The organism is Arthrobacter sp. EPSL27, from assembly GCF_001512305.1.
In the GTDB taxonomy this organism is placed as follows: Bacteria; Actinomycetota; Actinomycetes; order Actinomycetales; family Micrococcaceae; genus Arthrobacter.
The window spans coordinates 146394-159962 of sequence record NZ_LNUT01000004.1 but is presented as its reverse complement, the minus strand read 5'-3'; the positions used below and the strand labels follow the sequence as shown (position 1 = coordinate 159962).

Annotated in this window: 11 protein-coding genes and 1 tRNA gene; 9 read left to right on the top strand and 3 right to left on the bottom strand. The window is 68.4% G+C overall.

Annotated features, from left to right (window positions below; translation table 11 throughout):
- Nucleotides 1-13: 13 nt before the first annotated feature.
- The 4 genes from AR539_RS05595 (at nt 14) to AR539_RS05580 (ending at nt 3697) form a co-directional block, all read left to right on the top strand.
- Nucleotides 14-1432: a phosphomannomutase/phosphoglucomutase gene (locus AR539_RS05595; protein WP_066433421.1), complete on the top strand. Its 1419-nt coding sequence runs from the start codon at nt 14-16 to the stop codon at nt 1430-1432.
- 4 nt (nt 1433-1436) lie between these two features.
- Nucleotides 1437-1922: a hypothetical protein gene (locus tag AR539_RS05590; protein WP_066433417.1), complete on the top strand. Its 486-nt coding sequence runs from the start codon at nt 1437-1439 to the stop codon at nt 1920-1922.
- A 20-nt stretch (nt 1923-1942) separates the two neighbouring features.
- On the top strand, nt 1943-2392 hold the full coding sequence (locus tag AR539_RS05585; protein ID WP_066433415.1) for an RrF2 family transcriptional regulator: 450 nt from the start codon (nt 1943-1945) through the stop codon (nt 2390-2392).
- Nucleotides 2393-2536: 144 nt separating this feature from the next.
- A complete protein-coding gene (locus AR539_RS05580; RefSeq protein ID WP_066433413.1) occupies nt 2537-3697 on the top strand; it encodes a globin domain-containing protein in 1161 nt (386 codons plus the stop codon).
- A gap of 94 nt (nt 3698-3791) precedes the next feature.
- Here the strand turns inward: AR539_RS05580 and AR539_RS05575 are convergent, their stop codons facing one another.
- Entirely contained in the window at nt 3792-5177 is a 1386-nt protein-coding gene (locus AR539_RS05575; protein ID WP_066433410.1) for an FAD-binding oxidoreductase, read from the bottom strand.
- Between the two features lie 235 nt (nt 5178-5412).
- Nucleotides 5413-7245 (bottom strand): phosphoenolpyruvate carboxykinase (GTP), encoded by a 1833-nt coding sequence (locus AR539_RS05570; protein WP_066433408.1) that lies wholly within the window; start codon nt 7243-7245, stop codon nt 5413-5415.
- Nucleotides 7246-7520: 275 nt separating this feature from the next.
- Between AR539_RS05570 and AR539_RS05565 the strand changes: the two genes are divergently transcribed.
- A tRNA-Arg gene (locus AR539_RS05565) sits at nt 7521-7597 on the top strand.
- Nucleotides 7598-7650: 53 nt separating this feature from the next.
- Here AR539_RS05565 and AR539_RS05560 read toward each other — a convergent pair.
- Nucleotides 7651-8454: an FCD domain-containing protein gene (locus tag AR539_RS05560; protein WP_197410565.1), complete on the bottom strand. Its 804-nt coding sequence runs from the start codon at nt 8452-8454 to the stop codon at nt 7651-7653.
- Nucleotides 8455-8560: 106 nt separating this feature from the next.
- On the opposite strand from AR539_RS05560, the gene AR539_RS05555 reads away from it, so the two are divergent.
- From AR539_RS05555 to AR539_RS05540, 4 genes are all read left to right on the top strand, one after another.
- Complete coding sequence (locus tag AR539_RS05555) at nt 8561-10018, top strand: dihydrolipoyl dehydrogenase family protein (protein ID WP_066433405.1); 1458 nt, start codon at nt 8561-8563, stop codon at nt 10016-10018.
- 81 nt (nt 10019-10099) lie between these two features.
- Entirely contained in the window at nt 10100-10867 is a 768-nt protein-coding gene (locus tag AR539_RS05550; RefSeq protein WP_066433402.1) for an ABC transporter ATP-binding protein, read from the top strand.
- Entirely contained in the window at nt 10864-12900 is a 2037-nt protein-coding gene (locus tag AR539_RS05545; RefSeq protein ID WP_066433400.1) for a YhgE/Pip domain-containing protein, read from the top strand. Before AR539_RS05550 ends, AR539_RS05545 begins: the two co-directional genes overlap by 4 nt.
- Complete coding sequence (locus AR539_RS05540) at nt 12897-13538, top strand: TetR/AcrR family transcriptional regulator (protein ID WP_066433398.1); 642 nt, start codon at nt 12897-12899, stop codon at nt 13536-13538. The genes AR539_RS05545 and AR539_RS05540 overlap by 4 nt, the downstream gene beginning before the upstream one ends.
- Nucleotides 13539-13569: the final 31 nt, after the last annotated feature.

Here is a 13569-nt window from a genome sequence, read left to right as displayed (position 1 = left end):
TAAGATAAGACGCGTGACTATGGACCAGACCAAGACTTTTGACCTCTCCGCCTCCTTCAAGGCCTACGACGTGCGCGGCATTGTCGGCGAAACAATCACCGCCGAAATCGTCGAGGCGGTGGGTGCGGCGTTCGTCGACGTCCTGCAGCTGGAGGGCCAGACAGTGCTGGTCGGCGGCGACATGCGCCCCTCGTCCCCCGAATTCAGCAAGGCGTTCGCCGCCGGCGCCGCACGGCGCGGAGCCAACGTCCAGCTGCTCGACCTGATCTCCACGGATGAGCTCTACTACGCCTGCGGAGCACTCAACGCCGCGGGCGCCACCTTCACCGCCAGCCACAACCCCGCCGAGTACAACGGCATCAAGATGGCCAAGGCCGGCGCCGAGCCGATCTCCTCGGAATCCGGGCTCAAGGAAATCCAGGCCCGCGCCGAGGAATACCTCAACTCCGGGTCCATTCCGGCAGCCCCCACCCGCGGCCTCATCGGCGTGCACGATGTCCTGAAGGGCTACTCGGAGTACCTCCGCAGCCTGGTGGACCTGCGCGGCTCCCGCCCGCTCAAGGTGGTAGTGGACGCCGGCAACGGCATGGCCGGGCTCACGACGCCGGCGGTGCTGGGCGATGCCCTGCTCCCCAAGCTTCCGCTCGAGATCGTGCCCATGTACTTCGAGCTGGACGGGTCCTTCCCGAACCACCCCGCCAACCCGCTGGAACCGGAGAACCTGCGCGACCTGCAGGCCGCCGTCGTCGAGCACGGCGCGGACATCGGGCTGGCGTTCGACGGCGACGCCGACCGCTGCTTCGTCATCGACGAGAAGGGCGACCCCGTCTCCCCGTCCGCGATCACCGGCATGGTGGCGCGCCGCGAGATCGCCCGCGCCCAGGGCCTCGGTGAGGCGAACCCCACCGTCATCCACAACCTCCTGACCTCCCGCGCCGTCCCCGAACTGGTGGAACGCCACGGCGGCCGGGCGGTGCGCACCCGCGTGGGCCACTCCTTCATCAAGGCCGTGATGGCCGCGGAAGGCGCCATCTTCGGCGGTGAGCACTCTGCCCACTTCTACTTCCGCGACTTCTGGAACGCGGACACGGGCATGCTCGCCGCGATGCACGTCCTGGCAGCCCTCGGCGAACAGGACGGCCCGCTGTCCGAGCTCGGCCGCGAATACGAGCCCTACGTCTCCTCCGGGGAAATCAACTCCGAAATCGAGGACAAGGCCGCGGCCGTGGAGCGCGTCCGGCACGATTTCCACACCGAGGACGTGGAGGTGGACTACCTGGACGGCAGCACCTTCATCGCCACGGACGGCAGCTACTGGTTCAACCTGCGCCCCTCCAACACGGAACCGTTCCTTCGCCTGAACGTGGAGGCGACGGACCGCGACACCATGGTCCGCGTCCGCGACCGCGTCCTCGCCCTGGTCCGGGGCTAGGGCCGTGGCGGAAGTGCCCGCGGAATCGTCTCCGGCAGGCTCTTGGCGCAGCACCGTTCCCGAGGCCAGCGCCACGGATCTGGAGAACCTGCTCGGCACCGGCGTCGGTGCCGCCCAGGAACAGCTGGAACGCAACGGCGGGTTCCTGCCGTTTGCCCTCGTGGTCCAGAACGACGGCGAGGTCCGGCTGGTGGCCGTCACCCCGGCCGACGCGGCCGAGGGATCGGACGCCGACTTCGACGCCGACGGGATGATCAGGGACCTCACCGAGCTCCTGCGCCAGCACCGCGACGAGTTCCGCGCCGCCGCCGTCGTCTGTGACATCACCCTGCTCGAAGAAGCCTCGGACGCCATCCACGTGGCCGCGGAGCACCGGGACGGATCGCTGTTCGCCGCGGTCCTGCCGTACGCCGCCAACCCGGCGACGCGGGAGCTGGAATTCGGGGAGCTCTCCGCGGATACGAACGAGCCCGGCGTGTGGGTGGACTAGACCGCCCGTAAGCTGGTGTTATGAAGATCAACGCCTTCGCGGATGTCAGCCTGCGCGCCATGATGGTGCTCGCGGCCGCTCCCGACGGCGGACTCCTCACCACCCAGAGCATCGCCGACGCCGTCGGGACGCCGTACAACCACGTCAGCAAAGCGATGGCCAAGCTGCGGGAGCTGGGCATGGTCGACGTCGAGCGCGGCCGGAACGGCGGCTCCCGGCTCAGCAGCGCCGGGCGCTCCGCCACAGTGGGCCAGCTGCTGCGCCTGCTGGACACGCGTGCGGACCCCGCGGACTGCGTCGCAGCCGGCGGGACCTGCCCCCTCATCGCCGAGTGCCGCCTGCGCGGGGCACTGGCCCGCGCCCGCGAGGCCTTCTACCGCGAACTGGACGACCTGGTGGTCGCTTCCCTCCCCACGTCCCGGCAGATGGCGCCGGTATTCCAGGCCATCGGCCTGCGCCCCGGACTCTAAACGCCCCCGTTACGCCCGGGGCTCCCCTCAATTTGAACTTGTTTTCTACGTCATGTAGAACTGAGGAATAAATACTTGCATTTCATATATGGGTATTTGAACCGGTCCGGTCGCAGACCCCGGGCCACTATCTCAGGAGTCAACATGCTCTCGGACAAGTCCTTCCCCGTCATCGAGGCCACCCTCCCGCTGGTCGGTTCCCGGATCGGTGAGATCACCCCCAAGTTCTACGCCCGCCTCTTCGCGGCGCACCCGGAACTCCTCGACGGGCTCTTCAGCCGCTCCAACCAGCGCAACGGCAACCAGCAACAGGCCCTGGCCGGAAGCATCGCCGCTTTCGCCACCCACCTGGTCAACAACCCCGGGACCCTGCCGGAGACCGTCCTGGCCCGCATCGCCCACCGCCACGCCTCCCTCGGCATCACCGAACCCCAGTACCAGGTGGTCTACGAGCACCTCTTCGCCGCCATCGCCGAGGACCTCGCCGAGGTCATCACCCCGGAGATCGCCGAGGCCTGGACCGAGGTCTACTGGCTCATGGCCGACGCGCTGATCAAGCTTGAAAAAGGCCTCTACGCAGCGCAGGCCAACGGCAAAATGTGGACCCCGTGGCGCGTCGCTGCCAAGACCCCCGCCGGCACCGGCTCCATGACCTTCACCCTGGAGCCCGCCGACGACACCCCCATCACCCCCGCCCTGCCCGGACAGTACGTCAGCGTCAAGGTCACCCTTCCGGACGGGCTGCGCCAGGTCCGCCAGTACTCCCTCTCCGGCGACGCCGGCACCAGCCGCAGCTTCACCACCAAGAAGGACGACGGCGGCGAGGTCTCCCCCGTGCTCCACAACAACGTCCAGGTGGGCGACATCCTCGAGATCTCCAACCCCTACGGTGAGATCACGCTCAAGGACGGCGACGGCCCCGTGGTGCTGGCCTCGGCCGGCATCGGCTGCACACCCACCGCTTCGATCCTGCGCTCCCTCGCCGACGCCGGCTCCGACCGCCAGGTCCTGGTCCTGCACGCCGAAAGCACGCTGGACTCCTGGGCGCTGCGCTCCCAGATGACGGACGACGTCGAACGCCTGGACGGTGCCGACCTCCAGCTCTGGCTTGAGCAGCCGGTCGACGGTACCCGGGAAGGTTTTATGTCCCTGCGCGAGGTGGACCTGCCGGCCAACGCGTCCCTGTACCTCTGCGGCCCGCTGCCGTTTATGAAGAACATCCGCAACGAGGCCATCAACGCCGGCATTCCGGCCACCAGGATCCACTACGAGGTCTTCGGCCCCGACATCTGGCTCGCCAGCTAAGGCACCGCCCGAAGGAACGAACAGCGGCCCCGCACCTTGCGCAAGGTGCGGGGCCGCCGCCGTGCAGGGCTGTTCCGAGGCCAAAAGAGCGGGGTTACGTCCCGGCCGGCACTCCGGTGATCGCATGGCCGAAGCGCAGGAGGTTGCCGGGGTCGTAGGCCGACTTCGCGGCCCTCATCCGCTCGTAGACATCCGGCGGCCAGGCTCTGGCCCGGTCCGCTTCGTCCCCCGGCGCGCCGTGGAAGTTGACCAGCGTGTACCCGGTGGAGTGCGGGGCCAGCGCGGCCAGGACCCCGCGGATGGATACGGCCACGGCCTCGGCCAGCGGGGGCATGTTGAACCCGAGGAGGAAGACCAGGAAGGCCGCGTCCCGCCCCGCGACAGCGTCCGGCACATCCCCGGCGCGGGCCAGCGCCCCGCCCAGCGGCCGGATCTCGACGAGGAGCAGCGGGCAGTCCGACCCGGCGCCGGTGAGTTCCAGCAGGTCCGCAGCGGTGCCCTCATCGAGGTCTTTCAGGAGCGCTCCCCCGGCTGTGAAGGGAAGCGGGTCCGCCGGGTCCATGTGGATCTGGTCCACGTCGAGGTAGTTCATGGGCCCGGCCGTGTCCATCAGCGGACTCGACACCGCACGCATCGGGGCAAGCAGCCTGTCGCCCTCCTCGCGTGACCCCGCCAGGGCAAAGCGCAGGTGCACCACAAACTGGCCCCGCAGCGGTGCGGGCACAAAGTCCATGTCCGGAAGCCGCAGCAGGGAAATGGACGGGGAAGCGTGCTCCGGCAGCGTGGGCAGCCACTCCCGGAAGGCCGTCAGGATGGATGCCGCGTCCGCCCCGGGGTACATGATCCCGCCGCCGTAAAAGTCGCCCAGCGGAAAGAGGCGGAACTCGAGTTCCGTCACGATGCCGAAATTGCCCTTGCCCCCGCGCATCAGCGCGAACAGCTCGGCGTCGGCCCCGGCGTCGATCCGGCGCAGCGCACCGTCCGCGGTGACCACCTCCATGCTGCGGACGTGGTCCGCCGCGAATCCGTGGGCGCGGCCGAGCAGGGGAAGCCCGCCGCCGAGCGTGTAGCCCACGACGCCGACGTCGGTACTGGAGCCGTGCAGCCCCACCAGGCCCAGCGGGACACTGGCTTCCAGGACGCTGCGCCATTTGACGCCGGCGCCCACGCGGGCCGTGCGTTCGACCGCGTCGATCTGCAGCTCCTGCAGGCGGCTGGTGTTGATGAGCAGTCCGCCCTCCACCGCCGAGTCGGCGCCGTGCCCGGTGGACTGGACCGCCACCGGGAGCCGGTGCTCCGCCGCCCATTTCACCCCGGCGGCGACGTCCCGGGCGTTTTCGGCCCCGAGGACGACGTCGGGGCGGTGGACGGTTCCGGCGTTGAACGCGAGCGTCTCCGCCGCGAAGTCCGGGCTGTCCGGCAAGACCACCGGGCCGTTGACCGCTGTGGCCAGGGCCTGGATGTCGCTGGTGACTAACATGTTGGGCTCCTCCCGCGTGCTGCGAGCAGGTTCGGGGCACGGCGGCGCGCGCGTGGATTGCCCCAGCATTCCCTCCAGTGGGCGGACGGCCCGGCTGATGATGCGTCGAGCCTAGGATTGCCGCCCGCCGCGGGCTAGGGGCCTAAGTCCCGCGCAGCTGGCAGCACGACGGCGGCCCCGCACCTTGGGCAAGGTGCGGGGCCGTCGATATGCCCACCAGGGGGTGCGTTGGCTGCTAGTGGTCCGCCATGCGTTCCTTCAGGCTTTCGAGCTCTGCGCGCAGGGCGTCGGGGAGGGAATCACCAAACTTGGCGTACCACTCCTCGATCGAGGCGAGCTCGGCGTCCCACTCTTCGCGGTCCACGCGGACGGCGTCCTCCACGTGGGCGTGCGTCAGGTCCAGGCCGGTGACGTCCAGCGAGTGGCCCGCCGGCACAAAGCCGATGGGGGTCTCGACGGCGTCCGCCTTGCCTTCGATGCGCTCGATGGCCCACTTGAGGACGCGGGCGTTGTCGCCGAAGCCCGGCCAGGCGAAGTCGCCGTCGGCCGTGCGGCGGAACCAGTTGACCAGGAAGATGTGCGGGAGGCGTTCCGGGTTCGCCTTGCCGGAGACACTGATCCAGTGCTTCAGGTAGTCGCCTGCGTCGTAGCCGATGAACGGCAGCATGGCCATCGGGTCGCGGCGCAGTACGCCCACCTGGCCGGCCGCGGCAGCTGTTGTCTCGGAGGAGAGGGTGGAGCCCATAAAGATGCCGTTGGTCCAGCTGCGGGCCTGGGTGACCAGCGGAACCGTGGTCTTGCGGCGGCCGCCGAACAGGATCGCGGAGAGCTCGACGCCTTCCGGGTTGAAGTACTCCTCGGCGAGCATGTCGATCTGGGAGATCGGCGTGCAGAAGCGCGAGTTCGGGTGGGCTGCGGGCTTGTCCGAATCGGGCGTCCAGGAGTTGCCCTGCCAGTCGGTGAGGTGTGCGGGCGTTTCGTCGGTCATGCCCTCCCACCACACGCCGCCGTCGTCCGTGAGGGCGACGTTGGTGAAGATGCTGTGGCCCTTGGCGATGGCGCGCATGGCGTTGGGGTTGGTGCCCCAGCCGGTGCCGGGGGCAACACCGAACAGGCCTGCCTCCGGGTTGGTGGCGCGCAGTTCGCCTTCCTTGCCGATCCGCATCCAGGTGATGTCGTCACCGAGGGTCTCGACTTTCCAGCCCTCGATGGTCGGATCCAGCAGGGCAAGGTTGGTCTTGCCGCAGGCGGAGGGGAAGGCCGCAGAGACGTAGTAATTCTTCTTTTCCGGGGAGGTCAGCTTGAGGATCAGCATGTGCTCGGCCAGCCAGCCTTCATCGCGGGCCATGACGGAGGCGATGCGCAGGGCGTAGCACTTCTTGCCCAGCAGGGCGTTGCCGCCGTAGCCGGAGCCGAAGGACCAGATGGAGCGTTCTTCCGGGAAGTGCACAATCCACTTGTCCGGGTTGCAGGGCCACGCGACGTCCTCCTGGCCGGGGGCCAGGGGTGCCCCGAGGGAGTGCAGGGCGGGGACGAAGAAGGCATTCGTGGCGGTGATCTTGTCCAGGACCTCGGTGCCGATGGTTGCCATGATGCGCATGGAGGCCACCACGTAGGCGCTGTCGGTGATCTCCACGCCGAACTTGGGGTCCTCGGCGTCGAGGTGGCCCATCACGAAGGGGATGACGTACATGGTGCGGCCGCGCATGGAGCCACTGAACAGGCCGCGCAGCTTCTCCTTCATTTCTGCCGGAGCCATCCAGTTGTTGGTAAAGCCTGCGTCGCGTTCGTTTTCAGAGCAGATGTAGGTCTGCTCTTCCACGCGGGCCACGTCGGCGGGATCGGAGAATGCCGCGAAGGATTTAGGGAACAGCTTCTCGTTCAGGCGGGTCAACGTCCCAGCCTCGACGAGCTCGTCCGTGAGCCGGGTGTTCTCCTCCTCGGAGCCGTCTACCCAGTGGATCCGGTCCGGCTGGGTAAGCTCAGCTACCTCTTCAACCCATGCCAGCAGCCCGGCATGTGTGGTGGGTGCCTTTTCAAGCAACGGCAGTCGCGCCAGATCTCCCATAACGGTTCCCTTCCTCGGGTTCAGTGGTGTTTCCTAAATGTAGGGCTAGATCACCTCCCAGAATCCGGGCCAAATGTCAGACGTCTGGGCGGCTGGAAATCAAAAACCCCGGAAAATCAAGGAACCGACCTGCCATAAAGCCGGTATTTTGTGATCAAGGTCACGTAGACCGGTCTAGTCGGGCAGATTACACCGGTTTCGATTTGGCAGTACGGGCCCACCTCGCGTAAAGTAATTCGAGGTTCGGGGAGCGAGAAGTTCCAAGAACTGAAAATGCGCCCATAGCTCAGCTGGATAGAGCGTCTGTCTACGGAACAGAAGGTCAGGGGTTCGAATCCCTTTGGGCGCACCATACAGAAAGATCCGCACCGGCCCGCCGGTGCGGATCTTTTGTTTAACCCGGGCCTACTCCCCCATGAACCCCGTAATCCGGCGTCGCATCCCGTCAAAGTGGCTGCCCAGCCGCCGGGCCGCGAGCTCCTTGTCGCCCGCAGCCACCGCTTCATAGACCGCCCGGTGCTGGACTGCCGTTTCCCCGGGGCCGGCAATGTCGGCCGTCACCGCCCCCAGCTCCAGGTCGAGCCGCCGGTACACCTTTGAAAAGGCGTCCAGGAGACCTGCCAGCATCTGGTTGTTGAGCGGTTCGAACAGCCGGCGGTGGAATTCCGCGTCGGCCTCTGCGGTGCTTTCCCCGGCGCCGGCCAGGGACTCCACCCGGAGCACGGAGGCCTCGATGGCCGCGAGCTGCTCCGGTGTCATCCGGTCCATGGCGCCGGCGATCAGCCCGGCCTCGAGCGCCTGGCGCGCATCCACGAGCTGGAGGGCTTCCTGCCCGTGGTGCCGCAGCGACAGCCGGCCCCGGAAGACTAGCCCGTCGGCCAGCGCGTCAAAATTGTTCGTGGCCACAAACATGCCGAAGCCGTGGCGGATGTCCACCACCCCGAGGGCCTGCAGGACCTTGAGGGATTCCCGCAGCGTGTTGCGGCCGACGCCCAGCACCGCGGAGAGCTCCGTCTCGGTGGGAAGCGGGTCGCCGGGCTCCAGCTCACGGTCCAGGATCAGGTCCATGATCTCCGCCTGCAGGGCCCGCAGCCGGGACTGCGCGCTGAACCTGGGCGGCGGCACCGTCCTCGCGGAGGCCACAGCGCCGCTGCCGGCACCGGGGGCGCCGGTGCCCGCGCCGCCCGCTGTCACCTTGTCTGCCGCCATCGCCTGCCTCCCCCCGAAGTGTGAACCTCACAGTAGCGGTGGTCCCACGTCCTGCAAAGGGCCGCCGCCGGCGTTCCGGGCGCAGCTCCGGGCGTAGGCTTTTGCCATGACGGCACAGGTTGAACGGGAATTCGATGTCATTGTTATCGGCGCGGGCGCCGTGGGCGAGAACGTGGCGGACCGTGCAGTGCGCGGCGGATTGACCGCCGTCCTCATCGAGGCGGAACTGGTGGGCGGCGAATGCTCCTACTGGGCCTGCATGCCGTCCAAGGCCCTGCTGCGCCCCGGCACCGCCCTCCACGGCGCCCAGACAGTCCCCGGCGCCGCAGAGGCCGTCACCCGGACCCTGGACGCGGCGGCCGTCCTGAAGCGCCGCGACTACTTCACCTCCAACTGGCAGGACGACAGCCAGGTTAAATGGGTTGACGACGCCGGAATTGAGCTCATCCGCGGCCACGGCTGGATCACGGGCATCCGGAAAGTCGAGGTCGCGGGACTCGACGGCAACAGCTACCAGCTCACCGCACGGCACGCCGTGGTGGTGGCCACCGGCTCCGCCCCCACCGTGCCGCCCGTTGCCGGGCTGTCCGACGTAGACTACTGGACCACACGGGATGCGACGTCCGCGCGTGAGGTACCGGACAGCCTGGTGGTCCTGGGCGGCGGCGTGGCGGGCACCGAGCTCGCCCAGGCCTTCGGCCGGCTGGGCTCCTCGGTGACGCTCGTGGCGCGCGGCGCTCTGCTGGGCGCCTTTCCGGAGGAAGCCGCCGCCCTGGTGGCAGCCGGGCTGCGCGCGGACGGCGTCGACCTGCACCTCCACACCGGAACCAAGGGTGTCCGCGGAAACGACGACGGCTCGTACACCGTCGAACTGGAGGACGGCGCAGAGGTGACGGCGGACAGGCTCCTGGTGACCACCGGCCGACATCCGGCTTTGGAAGGAACCGGGCTGGAGAGCGTGGGCCTGGGCGCCGAGGACGGCACGGAACTGCGGCTCACCACCGACGCCACCGGGCTGGTGACGGGAGGGGAAGGGAACGACGTCGACCCCTGGCTTTATGCCGCCGGCGACGCGGCCGGGGAGGCCATGCTGACCCATCAAGGCAAGTACGGTGCACGCGCCACGGGCGACGCCATTGCCGCCCGCGCCAAAGGCGAACTCAGCGGCGCCGCGGCCCCGTGGAGCCGCTACGCCCAGACCGCCAACCAGCACGCGGTGCCCAACGTGGTGTTCACGGACCCGGAACTGGCGAGTGTGGGCCGGACCGTGCGGCAGGCGGAGCAGGACGGCTACAACGTCTCCTCCGTCGACCTGCCCATCCAGGTGGCCGGATCGTCGCTGCACGCCGAGCGGTACGAGGGCTGGGCACAGCTGGTGGTGGACGAGGACCGCAAGGTGCTGCTGGGCGCCACATTCGCCGGCCCGGATGTGGCCGAACTGCTGCACGCCGCCACCATCGCGGTGGTGGGCGAAGTGCCGCTTGACCGGCTGTGGCACGCCGTCCCCGCCTACCCCACCATCAGCGAGGTCTGGCTGAAACTGCTCGAGGAGTACGGACTCTGAGTCGCTGAGGTGCAGCTCTATTTGAACTGACCGGTCAGTTTAGTTAGCCTTGAAGGAGACATCTCCTTCGAAAGGCTTCCCTTGCTCCGCGTACAACAGCTTCATGTGAAGGGCCGTCGGGACGACTTGCTCCCGCCCACCTCGCTGCAGGTACGTCCCGGCGAGCTGCTCCTGGTCGAAGGCGACGGCCAGGACCAGCGAACAGCCCTTGCCCTCACTATCAGCGGCCGGATGAAGCCCTCTGCGGGCGTGCTGGACTGGGACGGCAGTTCCAGGATCAAGCGCCTGCGCCTTGCCAGCGCACTGGTGGACTCCCCCGGCGTCAACGAGCCCGAACAGCACCTCAGCGTCAAAGACCTCGTCACCGAGGACCTCGCGCTTATCCCCCGCCGCTACCGTGGCGCCCTGCTGAGCAAACCCTGGCTCAAGGTGAACCGCTTCGAGGACATTTCCGCCCTCTGGATCGACCAGGTTCCGGCCCGGCGGCGCGTCGAACTACTCACCGCCCTTGCCCTGGCCAACCCCGCGACGGATTTGCTGGTGGTCGATTCGCCGGACCGGCACAGCGCGGATCCTGCGGACTGGCTTCCCCGGCTGGAGGAACTGGCGTACGACGCCGGGCGGCCGCTCGCCGTCGTCGCCACGGTCGCGGCACTGCCGGACGGCTGGACCGGTCCGGCATCAACAATCGGGGACGCCGCAGAGGTTGCCCCGGCGCCGGCGGCCCCTGACGGGGAACCGGCGGACCCCGCCGGCCCTGACGGCGCGTCAGGACCGGAGGCGGAGCACCATGCCGCCAGCCACCGGCACACTGCCCCCATCCTGTTCGAATTCGAGGACTCAAAGTGACTGTTCTGCGGCTGGCCCGCTCCGAGCTCAAGCGCATGACCGGCGGGCTCCTGCCCAAGCTGACCATCCTGGCCCTGACCATGGTGCCCCTGCTGTACGGCGCGGTGTACCTCTACGCCAACTGGGACCCGTACGGCAATCTCGACCAGATCGACGCCGCCCTGGTGGTGGAGGACACCGGCGCGACCGCCAGCAACGGGAGCAGGCTCGAGGCCGGAACCAAGGTGGCCGACAGCCTCGTGGACGAGCATGTCTTCAACTGGCAGGAAGTCGCCACCTCCGAGGAGGCGGACCAGGGCGTCAGCAGCGGCAAGTACGCGTTCGCGCTCAAGATCCCCCAGGACTTCTCGGCCAACCTGGTGTCCCCGGGCAGTTTCGACGCGGCGAACCAGGCCATGCTGAACGTCACCACCAACGATGCCAACAACTACGTCCTCAGCAACATCGTGGACAAACTGACCACCGCCGTGCACTCGACGGTGGCCAAGGAGGTGGGCGAGGAGACAGCGAACCAGCTGCTGACGGGCTTCGGCACCATCCACACGCAGATCGTCCAGGCCGCGGACGGGGCCGGGAAACTTTCGGACGGCATCGCCAGGCTCCGTGACGGGGCCGTCAGCCTGCACTCCGGCACGGGCCAGCTGAACAGCGGAGCCGCAGAACTTGCCGCCGGCCAGGTGAAACTGCGAGACGGCGCCAACCAGCTCAATGCCGGCGCCGGCCAGCTCAGCTCCGGCCTGGCGCAGCTGGAGGACAAAACGGCCACGCTGCCGGCTGACTCCAGGAAACTTGCGGACGGCGCCGCCCAGGTCGCGGCGGGCAACGCCGCGCTGAACACCAAAGTCCAGGACGTCGTCGGGCAACTCAACGCAGCTGACCAGGGGCTCCGGGACCGCGTGGTGCAATCCAACAACCGTCTGCTCGCTGCCGGAGTCATCACCCCCGACCAGGCCGGCAAGATCCTGGCCGACTTCGATTCCACTGCCGCCTCCAGTCCCGTGGCGGACGCCAAGTCCAAACTCCAGACCGATGCAGCCCAGATCCAGCGGCTTGCCGACGGCTCCGCCGCGGTCAGTGCCGGGGCTGCCCGGCTGGCGGGCGCGACGCCGGCGCTGACCGATGCCATTTCGAAGGCCTCGGCGGGTGCAGACCAGCTCTCCACCGGCACAGCCGCGCTGGCCGCGGGCGAGCAGAGCGCCGTCGACGGTACGGCCCGGCTCGCGGAGGGGGCCCGGCAGCTCGACGGCGGCGCGGCCCAGCTGGAGGACGGCGCGCGCACGGCCTCGGACGGTGCTGCCGAGCTGGCCTCCGGCCTGGCGGCGGGCGCCGGGAACATCCCCAACCCGGATGACGCGCAGAAGAACAACCTGTCCAAGGTGATCGCGGACCCCGTTGCCGTCAGCGACGTCTCGCAGGCGAAAGCCGCGTCCTACGGCGCCGGCCTGGCACCGTTCTTCCTGACCCTCGCCCTGTGGATCGGCGTCTTCATGCTGATCCAGGCCATGCGGCCCATCACGCAGCGTGCGCTGGCGTCCAACGCCCCGGCCTGGAAGATCGCCGTCGGCGGCTGGCTGCCCTTCCTCGCGGTATCGGTCGTCCAGGCCAGCCTCCTGACCCTCGTGGTGGATGTGGGGCTCGGCCTGGAACCCGCCCACCCGGTGCTGATGTGGCTGTTCATGCTGGCAGCCGCCATGGCCTTCAGTGCCATCATCCAGGGCGTCGTGGCCCTGCTGGGAACCCCCGGAAAGTTCGTGGTGCTCATCCTGCTGGTCCTGCAGCTGGTCTCCTCCGGCGGAACCTTCCCGTGGCAGACCACCCCGCAGCCGCTGCACTTTGTCCATGAGGTGCTGCCGATGGGCTACGTGGTCTCCGGCATGCGGCACCTGATCTACGGCGCGGACCTTTCGCTGATTGTGCCGACGGTTGCAGGGCTCATGGGGTATACCTTGCTGGGGGCGGCCCTTTCCACGCTGGCCGTCCGCAAGCACAAGTTCTGGACCCTCAAGACCCTGAAACCGGAGATCGCCGTATGACCACCAGCCCCAGCGGCGGCCCGGCAGGCGCCGGGGATCCGGAGAAGAAACTCCGTCCCGGCCGCACCAACGCCACCAAACAGAAACTGTTCGAGGCGTCCATGGAATTGATCGGAGAGCGCGGCGCGGCCGGCGTGACCGTGGACGAGATCGCCGCCGCCGCCGGCGTCTCCAAAGGCACGGTGTACTACAACTTCGGCAGCAAGTCGGACCTGATCGCCCAGCTGCTGCGGCACGGCGTGGACATCCTGCTGGCGCGGCTGCTGAGCGTCAAGGACGAATCGGCGGACCCGCTCACGGCCATGGAGGAGATGATCGGGCAGGCCATGGACTTCATGGACGATTACCCCTCCTTTGCCCGGCTGTGGGTCAGCGAGAACTGGCGGACGCCCAGCGAGTGGCAGGACACCTTCACCGAGCTCCGCGGACGGCTGCTGGCCGTGATCGGCGCGGCGATCGATGCGGTGGCCGCCGCCTACCCGGTGGATGAGGCCGTATCCCGCGGCAGCCTGGAGACGGCTGTCTTCGGGGCCTGCTTCGTGGTGGGCCTGGACCGGCAGACCTACCACCCGGAGCGGACCCGCCAGCAAAGTGTCGCCGCAATCATGGCGTCCATGCGCGGCTACATCGTGAAGTAGCCGCCATCGGGGATGATTATTCACATGGGCC

Excerpts from the sequence above, each read along its gene's own strand:
- AR539_RS05580 (WP_066433413.1), top strand. The coding sequence starts at position 2,537 with ATGCTCTCGGACAAGTCCTTCCCCGTCATCGAGGCCACCCTCCCGCTG.
- AR539_RS05570 (WP_066433408.1), bottom strand. The coding sequence starts at position 7,245 with ATGGGAGATCTGGCGCGACTGCCGTTGCTTGAAAAGGCACCCACCACA.
- AR539_RS05560 (WP_197410565.1), bottom strand. The coding sequence starts at position 8,454 with ATGGCGGCAGACAAGGTGACAGCGGGCGGCGCGGGCACCGGCGCCCCC.
- AR539_RS05555 (WP_066433405.1), top strand. The coding sequence starts at position 8,561 with ATGACGGCACAGGTTGAACGGGAATTCGATGTCATTGTTATCGGCGCG.
- AR539_RS05575 (WP_066433410.1), bottom strand. The coding sequence starts at position 5,177 with ATGTTAGTCACCAGCGACATCCAGGCCCTGGCCACAGCGGTCAACGGC.
- AR539_RS05540 (WP_066433398.1), top strand. The coding sequence starts at position 12,897 with ATGACCACCAGCCCCAGCGGCGGCCCGGCAGGCGCCGGGGATCCGGAG.
- AR539_RS05585 (WP_066433415.1), top strand. The coding sequence starts at position 1,943 with ATGAAGATCAACGCCTTCGCGGATGTCAGCCTGCGCGCCATGATGGTG.